Raw genomic sequence first — 14,907 nt, 5'->3', positions numbered from 1 at the left:
GAGCAGCCTGCCGGCAGTATCACCGCGACACGGCGTGCAACGCAAGCGACCTGAGGGGAAGCCGCTAGGACCTGCTTCCGCAATCGACGGGTATGGTCAATCAAATCGCCCGGCCGCGACCGTAGCGGACGGGCTGAAATGCCGTGGAACGGCAGGGCCAATCTCCCTTCGTCCGGCGACTTCACAGGTCGAAAGTCGAATGTCGTTCGCACCAGCCTCCCCTAGATTGCCGGGCAGCATTGCTGCACAGCGGTGCAACTTGGCGCGTTCCTTGCTGGAATGGCGCTTGCACGGGTCGTGAACTCTGGGCAACATGGATCGATCAGCCCCGCCGAACAATCAAAAATGACGGTCGGGGCGTGTGAAGAGGGTCAAGAATGTCAGTCGGACGAAGTCTATATGCGGCGACGCTCGCCGGTGCGCTTGCGTTGGCGGTGTCGCCGGCGTCGAGCCAGACGCTGCGCTACGCCAACCAGGGTGAGCTCAAGTCGCTCGATCCCTACACGCTGAACGAGTCGACCACCAGTGCGCATCTCGGCCACGTCTATGAGGGCCTTGTCGCCCGCGGCAAGGACCTGAAGATCATCCCGGCGCTCGCCGAAAGCTGGGAGACGCCAGAGCCGACGCGCTGGCGCTTTCACCTGCGCAAAGGCGTGAAATTTCACAACGGTGACCCCTTCACCGCTGATGACGTGGTGTTCTCGGCCGAGCGCGTGCGAGCAAAAGGTTCAAACTTCCTCAGCCGCGTCCCGGCCGATGCCAAGGTCGTCAAGATCGACGATTACACCGTCGATTTCATCCTGACTTCGCCCAATCCCATCCTGACGGCGTTGTGGGCGACCTGGTACATCATGGACAAGAAATGGGCAGAGGCGAACGATGCGGTGGCACCGACGCCGGCCGCCGCTACGACCCGAGCTATGCCTCGCTCCATGAAAACGGCACCGGGCCTTTCATCATCGAGAGCCATCAGCCGGGCGTGAAGACCGTCTTCAAGCCCAATCCGGAGTGGTGGCGCAAGCCGGAGCATAATCTGAAGGAGATCGTCTTCACGCCGATTGCGAACCCGGCCACGCGTGTCGCAGCGCTGTTGTCGGGCGAGGTCGACGTGATCGAGCCGGTTCCGGTCCAGGACATCGAGCGTGTCAAAGCAAGCCCCAACGCCACGGTGCTGACGGGACCCGAGCTCCGCACCCTCTTCGTCGGCATGGATCAAGCGCGTGATGAGCTGCTGTACTCCAACGTCAAGGGCAAGAACCCGTTCAAGGACGTTCGCGTCCGCGAAGCCGTCTACCGGGCGATCGACATCGACCTGATCAAGAATCGCGTTATGCGCGGATTGTCCACGCCGTCCGCATTGATGGTCGCACCAGAGATCTTTCCCTCGAAAGACTTCACCCGACCGAAGTTCGATCCCGACGCCGCCAAGAAGCTTCTGGCCGATGCCGGCTATGCTGATGGTTTCGAGGTGACGATGGACTGCCCGAACGATCGCTACGTCAATGACGCCGCGATCTGCCAGGCCATCGTCGGGATGCTCGCCCGCATCAACATCAAGGTGGATCTGCTGGCGCAGCCCAAGGCCCAGTATTTCGCCAAGGTGCTCAAGCCTGGCGGCTACAAGACCTCGCTGTTCATGCTGGGCTGGACCCCGGATACGCTCGATTCCCAGAATGTGCTGCACGACATCCTGGGCTGCCGGGATGACCCGAAGGATCCCAACCGCGGTGAGGCCAATCTCGCAGGCTATTGCAACAAGCAGTTCGACGATCTCGCCGACAAGATTCTCGTGGAATCCGATGCGACCAAACGCGATCAGCTGATCAAGCAGGCTTTCGAGATCTCGATGAAGGACTGGGCCTATGTCCCGCTGCACCAGCAGGCGCTCGCCTGGGGCGTGTCCAAGAAGGTGAAGCTGACCCAGGGTGCGGACAACATGGTCAGGCTCTACTGGGCGACCAAGCAGGAAGAGTAAGTGTCGACAACTTGTGAAGTCCCGGAAGCCTTGGCTTCCGGGACTTGCTATTCGAGCTAACGCAATGATGCGTGCTGCTGTAGAGATGTGAAAGGACCAGATGCTCGCTTTCACACTACGCCGGGCAATCCAAGCCATCGGCGTCATGATCGTCGTCGGAATCATCGCGTTCTCGATGTTCCGCTTCGCCGGCGATCCCGTGAACCAGATGGTCGGGATGGATACTTCCGGCGCCGAACGCGCCGCGATCCGCAAATCGCTCGGCCTCGACGATCCCGTGCTCGTGCAGTTCGGCCGCTATATCGGCAACGCCGCACAATTCAAGTTCGGGGTGTCCTACCAGTTCCGCCTGCCCGTCACCAATCTGCTGATTGAGCGGATGCCGGCGACACTCGAGCTGGCCATCGTTGCTACGATCTTCGCGATGCTCAGTGGCATCCTTATGGGCGTCTATTCCGCGCTGCGACGCGACAGCTGGCTCGCGCATGTCTTCCAGGCCGTCTCGCTGATCGGTATCTCGCTGCCGACCTTCCTGATCGGCGTCCTCATGATCTACCTGTTCTCGGTGACGCTCGGCTGGCTACCCTCGTTCGGGCGGGGTGACGTCGTGCATATCGGCTGGTGGACCACGGGCCTGCTGACGCTATCAGGATTGAAGGCGCTGATCATGCCCGCGATCACGCTTGGCCTGTTTCAGATGACGCTGATCATGCGGCTCGTCCGCGCCGAAATGCTGGAAGTGATGCGGACTGATTACATCCGTTTCGCCCGCGCCCGTGGCCTGACCACACGTGCGATCCATTTCGGTCACGCCCTGCGCAACACGCTGGTTCCCGTGATCACGGTGGCCGGCCTGCAATTTGGCTCGGTCATTGCTTTCGCGATCATCACCGAGACCGTGTTCCAGTGGCCGGGCATGGGGCTGCTGTTCGTGCAAGCCGTTCAGAACGTCGACATCCCGATCATGGCAGCCTATTTGATGATGGTGTCCCTGATCTTCGTCACCATCAATCTCGTGGTTGATATCCTCTACACCATCGTCGATCCGCGGCTGCGCTCGACGGTCAGCCGGGCACACTGACATGAGCGAAGCCGTCGTTCCGCACACACCCGAGAAGCGCCCTGCGGCGCCGCCTGGCTGGTTCAGGCGCGCGCTCGACAGCGACCTGTTCTACTCGTTCCGCCGCTCCAGGATCACGATGATCGCGGCGGGGGTGACGTTGCTGTTCTTCCTGGTCGCGATCTTCGCTTCGGTACTGTCAGTGCAGAATCCGTTCGACCCCGCGCAGCTCCAGCTGATGAATTCGCGCATCTCGCCGCTCTGGACCGCCGACGGTCAAAGCCCGTTCCTGCTCGGTACCGACGAGCAGGGCCGCGATGTGCTGTCCGCGATCCTCTACGGCCTGCGCATCTCGCTGCTGGTCGGCGTGCTCGGCGTGGTCTTGTCAGGCGCGATCGGCATTCTGCTTGGGCTGACGGCCGGCTATTTCGGCGGCGCAGTCGATGGATTGATCATGCGGATCGCCGACGTGCAGCTTTCGTTTCCGGCGATCCTGATCGCGCTTCTGATCAACGGCATCGCCAAATCGGTCTTCGGTAACAAGCTCGACGAGATGAGCATGCTGGCGGTGCTGGTCTTCGCGATCGGCCTGAGCTTTTGGGTGCAGTATGCGCGCACGGTGCGAGGTTCTGTCCTGGTCGAGAAGAACAAGGATTATGTCGCCGCCGCGGAGTTGATCGGCCTGCCCGCGCCCGTGATCATGCTGCGCCATGTGCTGCCGAACACCACGGGGCCGATCCTCGTGATCGCCACCATCAATCTCGCGCTCGCCATCATCACCGAGGCGACGCTGTCGTTCCTCGGCTCGGGCATGCCAGAGACCATGCCGTCGCTTGGCACGCTGATCCGCATCGGCAACGGCTATCTGTTCGCAGGCGAATGGTGGATCGTCGCCTTTCCCGGAATCGCACTCGCGGCGTTGATCCTGTCGATCAACCTGCTCGGCGACTGGCTGCGCGACGCGCTCAACCCCAAACTTCGATGAGTATGCAGCGTTTATGACCGAACCCGTTCTCTCCGTCCGCAATCTCAAGGTCGAGTTCGCCTCCCGCCGCGGCACGCTGCGCGCCATCGACGACGTGTCCTTCGACATTGCCAAGGGCGAGGTGCTCGGGGTGGTCGGCGAATCCGGCGCCGGCAAGTCCGTCACCGGCCTCGCGGTGATCGGCCTGATCGATCCCCCCGGCCGCATCGCCGGCGGCGAAATCCGCCTCGCCGGAATGCGGATCGACAATCTGCCCCCGGAGGGGATGCGCCGCGTCCGCGGCAAGCGCATCGGCATGATCTTCCAGGATCCCCTGACATCGCTCAATCCGCTGTACAAGGTCGGCGACCAGATCGTCGAGACGATCCGGACCCACCTTAATCTCTCCGAGTCCGCTGCCCGCCGCCGCGCCATCGACCTGCTCGCGGAGGTCGGCATCCCTGCGCCGGAAAAGCGCATCGACGGCTATCCCCACGAATTCTCCGGCGGCATGCGCCAGCGCGTGGTGATCGCGCTCGCAATCTGCGCCGAGCCGGAGCTGATCATCGCGGACGAGCCGACCACCGCGCTCGACGTCTCGGTGCAGGCCCAGATCATCTCGCTGATCAAGCGGCTCGGCCGCGACCACGGCACCGCCGTGATGCTGGTGACGCACGACATGGGCGTGATCGCCGAGACCTCGGACCGCGTCGCGGTGATGTATGCCGGCCGCGTCGCCGAGATCGGACCGGTGCAGGACGTCGTGAAGAACCCGTTGCACCCCTACGCCAAGGGCCTGATGGGCGCGATCCCGACGCTTGCCGGCGAGGACAAGCGCCTGGTGCAGATCCCGGGCTCGATGCCGCGCCTGTCGGCGATTCCGCGCGGCTGCTCGTTCAACCCTCGCTGCGCTTTCGCCTTCGATCGTTGCCGTGTCGAGCGGCCGGAGCCGCTGCCCCGCGGCGCACAATCGGTCGCCTGCCATCTCTATGACACTGTGCCGGCGGAGAGCGCGGCATGAGCACACCCTTCGTCCAGGCGACAAATCTGCGCCGCGTCTTCGACGTCTCAAAACCCTGGCTCAACCGCGTGCTCGAAGGCGGCCATCTCGAATACCTCAAGGCCGTCGATGGCGTCACCTTCGACATCCGGAAGGGCGAGACCTTTGCGCTGGTCGGCGAGTCCGGTTCGGGCAAGACGACGGTCGCTCGCATGGTGGTCGGCCTTCTGCCACCGAGCTCCGGCGACGTGCTGATCGACGGCGTCTCGATGGGCGACCCCAGGCAGGCGCCGGCACGGCGCAAGCTGCGCCGCCGCATCCAGATGATCTTCCAGGACCCCTATGCGAGCCTGAACCCGCGATTCCGCGTCGATGCCATCATCTCCGAGCCGATCCGCGCCTTCGACCTGATCCAGGGCGAGCGCGACATCCAGGCCCGCGTCGGCGAGCTGCTCAGCCTCGTCGGCCTGCATCCGGATGACCGGCTGAAATTTCCACACGAGTTCTCCGGCGGCCAGCGCCAACGTATCGCAATTGCGCGCGCGCTCGCATCCGACGCCGAATTCATCGTCTGCGACGAGCCGACCTCGGCGCTCGACGTCTCCGTGCAGGCCCAGATCCTCAATTTGATGCGCGACCTCCAGGACAAGTTCGGCCTGACCTACATGTTCATCAGCCACAACCTCGCCGTGGTGCGCCACATGGCGAGCCGCGTCGGCGTGATGTATCTCGGCCGCATCGTCGAGATCGCGGAGGGACGCGAGCTGTTTTCCCGCCCGCGCATGCCCTACACCAAGATGCTGCTTGGGGCCGTGCCTGACCTCGCGATGAGCGGCCGCCAGCGCATCCCGGTCAAGGGCGAGATCCCGAACCCGATCAATCCGCCCGCCGGCTGCGCCTTCAATCCGCGCTGCCCGCTGGCGTTCGATCTCTGCCGCAAGAAAACTCCGGAACTTATCGACGGCGTCGCCTGCCACGCAGTCAACACCGCGCCGGTCCCGGCGTGATGCGCGCGTGCCATGCAGCCTGCGCATTGGCGGCGCGGCATCGCCTGTGATCAATTGCGCGCGCCGGAACTAAGGTGGTGAAGTCCCATGGGCAGCAATATCAATCCCGATCCGTTCACGACGAGGCCCGAGATCGAGGGCACGTTCGGCGTCGTCGCCACCACGCACTGGATCGCGACCGCGGTCGGCATGGGCATATTGGAGAAGGGCGGCAACGCCTTTGATGCCGGCGTTGCGACGGCCTTCACGCTTCAGGTGGTCGAGCCGCATCTGAACGGCCCCGGCGGCGACGTCCCGATCATCGTGCACGACGTCAAGCGCGGCCGCACCGAGGTGATCTGCGGCCAAGGCCCGGCGCCGGCACGCGCCACCATCGCGCATTACAAGTGCGAAGGGCTCGACATGGTGCCGGGCACCGGCCTGCTCGCCGCCTGCGTCCCCGGCACGTTCGAATCCTGGATGATGCTGCTGCGCGACTACGGCACGATGCGCGTGCGCGACGTGCTGGAGCCCGCGATCTCCTACGCCCGCGCCGGCTATCCGCTGGTCGAGCGCGCCTGCGCGACGATCAAGACCGTCGAGCAGCTGTTCCGCAAGCACTGGCCGACCTCGGCCGCGGTCTATCTTCCCAACGGCGAGGTGCCGAAACCCGGCACGCTCTTCACCAACACGACGCTGGCTGCGACCTACACGCGGATCCTGAGCGAAGCCGAAAGCGGCGGCGGTGGCCGCGATGCCGAAATCGAGCGCGCGCGAAAGGCGTGGTCGCAAGGCTTCGTCGCGGAAGCCATCGACAAATTCTGCCGCACCCAGGAGGTGATGGACGTCAGCGGCTCGCCACATCGCGGCGTGCTCTCCGCCGATGACATGGCACGCTGGCTGCCGACGGTCGAGGCGCCTCTTACCTACGATTACGGGCGCTACACCGTCTGCAAGGCCGGCGTCTGGAGCCAGGGGCCGGTGACGCTGCAGCAGCTCGCACTCTTGAAGGGCTTTGCGCTCGACGGGCTCGATCCGACCGGGCCGGAGTTCATCCATCTCCAGATCGAATGCGCCAAGCTCGCCTTCGCCGACCGCGAAAAATTCTACGGTGATCCCAAATTTAGCGAGATCCCGATCGCGACGCTGCTGTCGGACGCCTATAACGATGAGCGCCGCAAGCTGGTCACCGAGAAGGCTTCGCTCGATCTCCGGCCCGGCGCGGTCGAGGGCTTCGGCGGCGTGGTCAAGCTGCGCCGCGCCGAGGGCCAACGCGAAGCCGTTGGCGCGTTCGGCGCCGGTGAACCAACCGTAGGGCGCTTCGGCGAGGTGCGCGGCGACACCGTGCATTTCGACATCATCGACAAGGCTGGCAACATGGTGTCTTCGACACCTTCAGGGGGCTGGCTGCAATCCTCGCCTGTCATTCCCGAGCTAGGCTTCTGCCTCGGCAGCCGCGCACAAATGTTCGATTTGGAGGAGAATCAGCCAGGCTCGCTCGCCCCGGGCAAGCGCCCGCGCACGACGCTGTCGCCGACCATGGCGCTGCGCGACGGCGAGCCGTACCTCTCCTGGGGCTCGCCTGGCGGCGACCAGCAGGACCAGTGGATCACGCAGTTCTTCCTGCGCCACGTCCATTGCAATCTCAATCTCCAGGAAGCGATCGACGCGCCGGCCTGGCATTCCGAGCATTTCCCGATCTCGTTCTGGCCGCGCACCGCGCGGCCCGGCGTCCTCGTGGTCGAGAACCGCGTGCCGAAGGCGACGATCGAGAACCTGCGCGAGCGCGGGCATATCGTCGAGGTCGGCCCCGACTGGTCGGAAGGACGCCTCACCGCGGCCTCGCGCGTCGGGGTACGCCGCCGCGCCGCCGCCAATCCGCGCGGCATGCAGGGCTACGCCGCGGGACGCTGAAGGCAGCACATGACCTGGTCGATCATCGCGCGCGATCCTGCTACCGGCCAGTTCGGCATTGCGGTTGCGACCCGCTTCTTCGCCGTGGGCGCGCGGGTGCCCTATATCGCCGCCGGCATCGGCGCGATCGCGACGCAGGCCTTCGTCAATCCCTATTACGGCATCGACGGCGTCAGGCTGCTGCGCGAAGGTTTGAATGTCCACGACGTGCTCGCCACCCTGCTCGCGACCGATGACGGCCGCGAGAGCCGCCAGGTCCACATCATGGATGCCAGCGGCGAGATCGCGGCGCACACCGGGCGCGACTGCGTCGACTGGTGCGGCCACATTGCCGGCAGCGGCTTCTCGATCGCCGGCAACATGCTCGCCGGCGCCGACGTGCTCGACGAGACCGCCAAGACCTACATCGCCAATGACAGCCTGCCCTTCCCGCGTCGCCTGCTCGCGGCGATGCGCGCCGGCGAAGCCGCCGGCGGCGACAAGCGCGGCAAGCAATCCGCCGCGCTGCTGATCCACGGTGAGGAGGAATGGCCGGCGCTCGACATCCGCGCGGACGACCATGCCGATCCGCTCGGCGAGCTCGAACGGCTCGAGCGCGTCAGCCAGGAGCTGTGGGTGCACTTCCGCCCCTCCATGCCGACGCGGCAGAATCCGGCCGGCAACACCGATCGCAACGTCATTGACGCCAGCATCGCAGCAGCGCGCGCAAGGCAATCATGAGCGCCAGCCCCCTCATCGAGATCAGCGATCTCCGTATCCGCTTTCACGGCGACGACGGCCGCGTCACCCACGCCGTCGACAGCGTCGATCTCAGCGTTGCCAATGGTGCGACGCTCGGCCTCGTCGGCGAATCCGGCTGCGGCAAGAGCGTGACGTCGCTGGCGATCATGGGCCTGCTGCCAAAGCAGAGCGCGGAGATCACTGGCGCGATCCGCTTCGACGGCTTCGACCTGCTGAAGACCCCGGACCAGACGCTACGCGATTTGCGCGGCAACCGGCTGGCGATGATCTTCCAGGAGCCGATGACGTCGCTCAACCCGAGTTTTACGATCGGCGACCAGGTCACCGAGACGATTTTGCGTCACCGTGGCGGCTCGCGGAAGAGCGCGCGCGAGCGGGCGATCGAGCTCCTGCGCCGCGTCCACATCCCCTCGCCCGAGCGCCGCATCGACGAATATCCGCACAAGCTCTCCGGCGGCATGCGCCAGCGCGTGATGATCGCGATGGCGCTCGCCTGCGACCCGCGGCTCCTGATCGCGGACGAGCCGACCACCGCCCTCGACGTCACCCTGCAGGCGCAGATCCTGGAGCTGATGCGAGAGCTGAAGGCGGCGAGCGGGGCTGCGATCATCCTGATCACCCACGATCTCGGCGTCGTCGCCGAAGTCTGCGACGAGGTCGCGGTGATGTATGCCGGCGAGATCGTCGAGCGCGCGCCGGTGGACGAATTGTTCGCCACGCCGCAGCATCCCTACACCGTGGGCCTGCTCGGCTCGATCCCGCGGCTCGACCACCGCGCCGAGCAGCTCGCAACGATCGAAGGCATGGTCCCGAACATGGCGCAGCCGCCCGCCGGCTGCCGCTTCGCCGCGCGCTGCCCCTTCGTGCTGGACGCCTGCACCAACGCGCCGCCGCCGCTGATCGAAGTCAGCGCCGGCCACCTCTCGCGCTGCATCCGCGCGCCTCTCGAATTGCTGGTGGCGTGATGGCGCTGCTCGACGTCGAAGGCCTGGTCAAGCATTTCGTCGCCGAGCGCTCGCTGTTCGGCCGGGCGCTGGCCCATGTCAAAGCCGTCGATGGCGTGTCCTTCTCGCTGGAGGCCGGCAAGACGCTGGCGCTGGTCGGCGAATCCGGTTGCGGCAAGTCCACGGTCAGCCGCCTGGTGCTGCGGCTGATCGAGCCGGATGCCGGCACGGTGCGCTTCGACGGCCGCGACCTGCTCTCGCTCGATGCCAGCGGCTTGCGCGCCTTCCGCCGCGAGGCGCAGATCGTTTTCCAGGATCCCTACGCCTCGCTCAATCCGCGCATGACGGTCGGCCAGATCCTGACCGAACCGCTGGCGCTGCACGATCTCGTTCCGGCGGCGCGGCGACCCGAGCGCGTCGCGGAGATCCTGCGGCTGGTCGGGCTGGAGCCGCGCCTCGCCCGGCGCTATCCGCACGAGTTCTCCGGTGGCCAGCGCCAGCGCATCGCCATTGCCCGCGCGCTCGCGGTCGAACCGAAGCTCATCATCTGCGACGAACCCGTCTCGGCGCTCGACGTCTCGATACGCTCGCAGATCCTCAATCTGCTGCGCGAGCTGCAGGATCGGCTTGGCCTCGCCTACATCTTCGTGTCGCACGACCTCGCCGTAGTCAAGCACATCGCGGACCGCGTCGCGGTGATGAATCTCGGGTGCATCGTCGAAGAGGCCGACGCGGACGAGTTGTTCGCCGAGCCCCGCCACCCCTATAGCCGCGCGTTGCTGTCGGCCATCCCGCTGCCGCAGCCTCATGCCAGGCGGACGAAGGTCGTGCTGCAGGGCGAGATCCCGAGCGCACTCAATCCGCCGGCCGGTTGCCGCTTCCACACCCGCTGCCCCTTCGTGATCGACCGCTGCCGCACCTCAGCGCCGGCGCTGGTGGCTGACGGCACGGGCCACGCCGCCGCCTGCCATCGCGTTAGCGAGCTGCCCGCGGCCGACGCGATCCTGCCCGCAGCGGCCGGATTCTCGCCGGCCCTGGCAAAATTAGTCGCGGCTTTCAGCCGAAAGACGGAAGGCGTGAACCCGGCCGGTGTTGGTATACAAGATGCATGGCCAACAACGACCTAGCCGATACAACGGGGATTGTCCGATGAAAATGTTTCGCCCGGCCGCCATGGCGACCGCATTGCTGATGTGGCTCGGGGCTGCCGCGCAGGCCCAGACCACGCTGCGCGTCGGGCTTGCCGAAGACCCCGATGTCCTCGATCCGACCATGGCACGCACCTATGTCGGCCGCATCGTCTTCGCATCGTTCTGCGACAAGCTGTTCGACATCGACGAGAAGCTGAACATCGTGCCGCAGCTCGCGCTGTCGTACGAGACGTCGGCGGATGGCAAGGAAGTCACGATCAAGCTGCGGCCGGGCGTCAAGTTTCATGATGGCGAAGCCCTCGATGCCGAAGCGGCGAAATTCTCCCTGGAGCGACATCTCACCTTTCCGGGATCGTTCAGGAAACCGGAACTCGCATCGCTCGATCACGTCGATGTCGTTGATCCCCTGACCATCAAGCTCGTCCTGAAGGCTCCGTTCTCGCCGCTGATCCCGCAACTCTCAGACCGCGCCGGGATGATGGTCTCTCCCAAGGCCGCAAAAGCAGCCGGCGACAAATTCGGCCTGCACCCCGTCTGCGCCGGCCCCTATAAATTCGTCGAGCGCGTGCAGCAGGACCGCATGGTTTTCGAGAAATTCGCCGATTACTGGAACAAGGACAACGTCTTCATCGACCGCATCGTGTTTCAGCCGATCGTCGATGCGACGGTGCGGCTTGCCAATCTGAAATCCGGGGCCCTCGACCTGATCGAGCGTGTGCTCGCCACCGACATCAAGGACGTGCGCTCCGATTCCCGCCTCAAGCTCGCGACCGCCATCGAGCTCGGCTATCAGGGCATCACACTCAACATCGGCAAGGACAAGGCGAAGGGACCGCTCAGCCAGTCGGCGAAGGTCCGTCAGGCGCTGGATCTGTCGATCGACCGAGAAGCGATCAATCAGGTCGCCTTCAACGGCGAGTTCAAGCCGGGCAATCAATGGGTCAACCCGGACCATCCCTACTACCAGCAGAACTTTCCGGTCCGGGCGCGCGACATCGCCAAGGCGAAGGCGCTGCTGAAGGAGGCCGGCGTGACACCGCCGATCAGCGTCGACTACATGGTGCCCCGGGGCACCGAGTTCGAGGCCGTCGCCCAGGTCGTCCAGTCGATGGCCGCAGAAGCCGGCTTCGACATGAAGATCAGGGTGACCGAGCTTGCGACGTCGCTGAAGCAGGCCGAGGCCGGCGAATATCAGGCCTTCCACCTGCAATGGAGCGGCCGTATCGATCCCGACGGCAACTCCTTCATCTTCCTGCACACTGACGCGCCACAGAATTACAGTTTCTGGACCAACGCGGAGGCCGACAAGGCGCTCGACGACGCCCGGCTCGCGACCGAGCTGGCGCAGCGCAAGGCGATCTACGAGAAGCTCACCAAGCTCGTGATGGAGGATGAGCCGATCATCTATGTCTACCATCGCCGCATCCTGATCGCTCACACCTCCAAGCTCGAAGGCTACAAGCAGGTGCCTGACGGGCTGGTACGCGTCGTCGGGTTGAAGCTGAAGTGAAGCCAAAAGGATGTTGAACTTCCTCGCCCGCCGCATCGTGCAGATCGTACCGACACTGTTCTTCGTGTCGGTGCTGATCTTCTCGCTCCAGCAACTCTTGCCGGGCGATCCGGCGCTGGTGATGGCGGGCGAAGAGCGTGATCCCGCAGTCATCGAGCAGATCCGCCATCAATACCGGCTCGACCAGCCGCTGCCCATGCAATATGCCTACTGGGCCAAAGGCGTGCTGTCCGGCGATTTCGGAGAGTCGCTGCGCATCAAGGTACCGGTGCGCCAGCTGATTGCGCAAAAGCTGCCGGTGACGCTGCAGCTCGGCGCCATGGCGATCATCATCGCCTTCCTGATCGGCATCCCTGCCGGCATCGTCGCGGCCGTAAAGAAGGGGACGGCCTGGGACTACGGCGCCAATTTCTTCGCGCTGTGGGGCATCTCGACGCCGAACTTCTGGCTCGGCATCATGCTGATCTTCCTGTTCTCGATCGAGCTCGGCTGGCTGCCGGCCTCGGGCTATGTGCCGCTGACCGAGAACTGGCGCGCGAGTCTCGCCGCCACCATCATGCCGGCTTTCGTGCTCGGCAATGCGATCGCCGCGATCCTGATGCGGCATACCCGCAGCGCCATGCTCCAGGTTCTGGAGAGCGATTATGTCCGCACGGCGCGCGCGAAAGGCCTTTCCGAGCGCTCGGTGATCCTCAAGCATGCGATGCGCAATGCGCTCACGCCCATCATCACGCTCGGCGCGCTCGAACTCGGCACGCTGTTGTCCGGTGCGGTGCTGACCGAGCAGATCTTCTCCATTCCCGGCTTCGGCAAGCTGATCGTGGACGCCGTCTTCAACCGCGATTACGCCGTCGTGCAGGGCGTCGTGCTGGTGACCGCCACAGTCTACATCACGCTCAACCTGGTCGCCGATGTCGCCTATATCCTCGTCAATCCGCGGCTGAGGAGCTAGGCCATGACCGACGCTGTGCTCGCGGCCACCCCCGTCACCGATGCCGGCGAGCTGGACAGTCCGGCGCGCCGGGCACGGCGTCGCCTGTTCAAGCGCAAGGCGGCGGTCGCGGGCCTCGTGGTCCTCGTCGTTTTCATCCTGCTCGCGCTGCTTTCGCCCCTGATGGTGCCCTACGATCCCCTCGCGACAAGCTGGAGCCTGGTGCGCAAGCCGCCTACAGCCGCGCACTGGTTCGGCACCGACGAGCTCGGCCGCGACATTCTGAGCCGCGTCATCTATGGCGCGCGCGCCTCGCTGCTGGCAGGCCTGATTTCGGTGGCGATCGCGCTTGGCATCGGCGTGCCTCTTGGCCTTCTCGCAGGCTATCGCGGCGGATTCGTCGATGCGCTGATCAGCCGGATCACCGATGCGATGCTCGCCTGTCCGTTCCTGATCCTGGCCTTTGCGCTGGCGGCGTTCCTCGGTCCGAGCCTCGGCAATGCCATGATCGCAATCGGCATCACGGCGACGCCGGTCTTTATCCGGCTTACCCGCGGTCAGGTGTTGAGCGTCAAGGCCGAGGACTATGTCGAGGCGGCGCGCGCGCTCGGCAATCCGCCCTGGCGGATCGCGGTCTCGCACATCCTGCCGAACATTCTGCCCGCGCTGCTGGTCCAGGCGACGCTGTCGATCGCCGCAGCCATCATCGCGGAAGCCGCGCTGTCGTTCCTTGGGCTCGGCCAGCAGCCGCCGTCACCGTCCTGGGGCAGCATGCTCAATGCGGCGCAACGCTTCCTGACCCAGGCGCCATGGATGGCGATCTGGCCCGGGCTGGCAATCTTCCTGGTGGTGCTGTCACTGAACCTGCTCGGCGACGGCCTGCGCGATGCCCTGGACCCGCGGCAGCGCTGAGGTTGTGTCGAGGTCACTCCACCTCTCCCCGACGGGGAGAGGTAAGGATCACAAGCCGATGGATATCAAATCACAACTTCCCGCATCACGCGCCGGCAATCCATCTCATATTCGAGGTCGATCACCGGCGGGCGCGCAAAATGCCAGGTGAGACCCGAGCGCAGCGCGCCGCGCCGAACGAGCTCGTCGACCAGCGCGTGATGGAAGTCGTGCACCGAGTAGGCCTGCACGCCGGTGGTGTCCTTCCAGCCGAAACCGAACGCCGCCATCCGGTTCTCCATCTGGGAGGTCGTCGTGAAGCGCACCTTCTCGCGAAGGCCTTCCGGACTGAGGTCCCGGTAGCGCACGGTACGTTCGACGTAGGTGCCGCTGCCCTCGCGTGCCTCCGCGCCACCGGCAATCACGAAGGACGGCGCTTTCGAATTCGCCGGCCGCGTGAAGGAGAACGCGTAGAACGACGGCTCGGACGGCGGATCGATCTCCGGACAGACATTGCTGCGGGCCACCGGATTGGTGGTGCCGTCGAAGATGCCCCATTCCGCCAGCGTCTTCACATAATGCAGGTTGAACGCACGAAAGCCTTCCTCGCTGAAGGCGGCCGGCGAACGCAGCTCGCAGGCACAGAATGCCGTCAGCGGGCGCCCCGCCGCCTCGATGAATTTTGCGGCCAGCGCAAATCCTTCGGCGAGCGGCACCAGGCGGTCGAAGCGAACGCGCTCGATCTCGTAGCCCTCATCCGCGGCAGCACCGGCCGAATACTGGAACACGGAGGGGATGAAACGATAGTTGCCGGCGGAGAATTCACGCGTCATTGACGAA

At 65.0% G+C, this 14,907-nt stretch carries 12 protein-coding genes and 1 pseudogene; 12 read left to right on the top strand and 1 reads right to left on the bottom strand.

Going from position 1 to position 14,907, the window contains the following annotated elements; genetic code table 11:
• The first annotated feature begins 377 nt into the window (after positions 1-377).
• The 12 genes and pseudogenes from ACNJYB_RS11940 (at position 378) to ACNJYB_RS11885 (ending at position 14,088) form a co-directional block, all read left to right on the top strand.
• Positions 378-1,975, top strand: a pseudogene (locus tag ACNJYB_RS11940) (ABC transporter substrate-binding protein).
• Between the two features lie 100 nt (positions 1,976-2,075).
• On the top strand, positions 2,076-3,056 hold the full coding sequence (locus tag ACNJYB_RS11935; RefSeq protein WP_439374140.1) for an ABC transporter permease: 981 nt from the start codon (positions 2,076-2,078) through the stop codon (positions 3,054-3,056).
• A 1-nt stretch (position 3,057) separates the two neighbouring features.
• Positions 3,058-4,020: an ABC transporter permease gene (locus tag ACNJYB_RS11930; RefSeq protein ID WP_439374139.1), complete on the top strand. Its 963-nt coding sequence runs from the start codon at positions 3,058-3,060 to the stop codon at positions 4,018-4,020.
• A gap of 13 nt (positions 4,021-4,033) precedes the next feature.
• The gene (locus tag ACNJYB_RS11925; RefSeq protein WP_439374138.1) at positions 4,034-5,020 is read left to right on the top strand and encodes an ABC transporter ATP-binding protein; all 987 of its coding nucleotides are present in this window, start codon (positions 4,034-4,036) and stop codon (positions 5,018-5,020) included.
• Positions 5,017-6,006, top strand: coding sequence for an ABC transporter ATP-binding protein (locus ACNJYB_RS11920; RefSeq protein ID WP_439374137.1), 990 nt, complete (start codon positions 5,017-5,019; stop codon positions 6,004-6,006). Before ACNJYB_RS11925 ends, ACNJYB_RS11920 begins: the two co-directional genes overlap by 4 nt.
• Positions 6,007-6,093: 87 nt before the next feature.
• Positions 6,094-7,899: a gamma-glutamyltransferase family protein gene (locus ACNJYB_RS11915; RefSeq protein ID WP_439374136.1), complete on the top strand. Its 1,806-nt coding sequence runs from the start codon at positions 6,094-6,096 to the stop codon at positions 7,897-7,899.
• Positions 7,900-7,908: 9 nt separating this feature from the next.
• Entirely contained in the window at positions 7,909-8,619 is a 711-nt protein-coding gene (locus tag ACNJYB_RS11910; RefSeq protein ID WP_439374135.1) for a DUF1028 domain-containing protein, read from the top strand.
• Positions 8,616-9,605, top strand: a complete 990-nt coding sequence (locus ACNJYB_RS11905) for an ABC transporter ATP-binding protein (protein ID WP_439374134.1) — start codon at positions 8,616-8,618, stop codon at positions 9,603-9,605. The genes ACNJYB_RS11910 and ACNJYB_RS11905 overlap by 4 nt, the downstream gene beginning before the upstream one ends.
• A complete protein-coding gene (locus ACNJYB_RS11900; RefSeq protein WP_439374133.1) occupies positions 9,605-10,711 on the top strand; it encodes an ABC transporter ATP-binding protein in 1,107 nt (368 codons plus the stop codon). The genes ACNJYB_RS11905 and ACNJYB_RS11900 overlap by 1 nt, the downstream gene beginning before the upstream one ends.
• A 22-nt stretch (positions 10,712-10,733) precedes the next feature.
• The gene (locus ACNJYB_RS11895) at positions 10,734-12,245 is read left to right on the top strand and encodes an ABC transporter substrate-binding protein (RefSeq protein WP_439374132.1); all 1,512 of its coding nucleotides are present in this window, start codon (positions 10,734-10,736) and stop codon (positions 12,243-12,245) included.
• Positions 12,246-12,255: 10 nt separating this feature from the next.
• Positions 12,256-13,197 carry an ABC transporter permease gene (locus ACNJYB_RS11890; RefSeq protein WP_439374131.1) on the top strand — a complete coding sequence of 314 codons (942 nt, stop codon included), beginning with the start codon at positions 12,256-12,258 and terminating at the stop codon, positions 13,195-13,197.
• 3 nt (positions 13,198-13,200) lie between these two features.
• A complete protein-coding gene (locus ACNJYB_RS11885; protein ID WP_439374130.1) occupies positions 13,201-14,088 on the top strand; it encodes an ABC transporter permease in 888 nt (295 codons plus the stop codon).
• 65 nt (positions 14,089-14,153) lie between these two features.
• On the opposite strand, the gene cnbZ is transcribed toward ACNJYB_RS11885, so the two are convergent.
• Complete coding sequence (gene cnbZ, locus ACNJYB_RS11880; protein WP_439374129.1) at positions 14,154-14,900, bottom strand: 2-amino-5-chloromuconate deaminase CnbZ; 747 nt, start codon at positions 14,898-14,900, stop codon at positions 14,154-14,156.
• Positions 14,901-14,907: the final 7 nt, after the last annotated feature.

The organism is Bradyrhizobium sp. SMVTL-02 (assembly GCF_051853005.1).
GTDB lineage: Bacteria > Pseudomonadota > Alphaproteobacteria > Rhizobiales > Xanthobacteraceae > Bradyrhizobium.
The sequence above is the reverse complement of the archived record's forward strand: the minus strand, read 5'-3'. Positions and strand labels throughout refer to the sequence as shown.

What these genes read in the sequence shown, in the direction of transcription:
- ACNJYB_RS11905 (WP_439374134.1), top strand. Translation starts at nt 8,616, where the DNA reads ATGAGCGCCAGCCCCCTCATCGAGATCAGCGATCTCCGTATCCGCTTT.
- ACNJYB_RS11910 (WP_439374135.1), top strand. Translation starts at nt 7,909, where the DNA reads ATGACCTGGTCGATCATCGCGCGCGATCCTGCTACCGGCCAGTTCGGC.
- ACNJYB_RS11900 (WP_439374133.1), top strand. Translation starts at nt 9,605, where the DNA reads ATGGCGCTGCTCGACGTCGAAGGCCTGGTCAAGCATTTCGTCGCCGAG.
- ACNJYB_RS11915 (WP_439374136.1), top strand. Translation starts at nt 6,094, where the DNA reads ATGGGCAGCAATATCAATCCCGATCCGTTCACGACGAGGCCCGAGATC.
- ACNJYB_RS11925 (WP_439374138.1), top strand. Translation starts at nt 4,034, where the DNA reads ATGACCGAACCCGTTCTCTCCGTCCGCAATCTCAAGGTCGAGTTCGCC.
- ACNJYB_RS11895 (WP_439374132.1), top strand. Translation starts at nt 10,734, where the DNA reads ATGAAAATGTTTCGCCCGGCCGCCATGGCGACCGCATTGCTGATGTGG.
- cnbZ (WP_439374129.1), bottom strand. Translation starts at nt 14,900, where the DNA reads ATGACGCGTGAATTCTCCGCCGGCAACTATCGTTTCATCCCCTCCGTG.
- ACNJYB_RS11930 (WP_439374139.1), top strand. Translation starts at nt 3,058, where the DNA reads ATGAGCGAAGCCGTCGTTCCGCACACACCCGAGAAGCGCCCTGCGGCG.
- ACNJYB_RS11885 (WP_439374130.1), top strand. Translation starts at nt 13,201, where the DNA reads ATGACCGACGCTGTGCTCGCGGCCACCCCCGTCACCGATGCCGGCGAG.
- ACNJYB_RS11920 (WP_439374137.1), top strand. Translation starts at nt 5,017, where the DNA reads ATGAGCACACCCTTCGTCCAGGCGACAAATCTGCGCCGCGTCTTCGAC.
- ACNJYB_RS11935 (WP_439374140.1), top strand. Translation starts at nt 2,076, where the DNA reads ATGCTCGCTTTCACACTACGCCGGGCAATCCAAGCCATCGGCGTCATG.
- ACNJYB_RS11890 (WP_439374131.1), top strand. Translation starts at nt 12,256, where the DNA reads ATGTTGAACTTCCTCGCCCGCCGCATCGTGCAGATCGTACCGACACTG.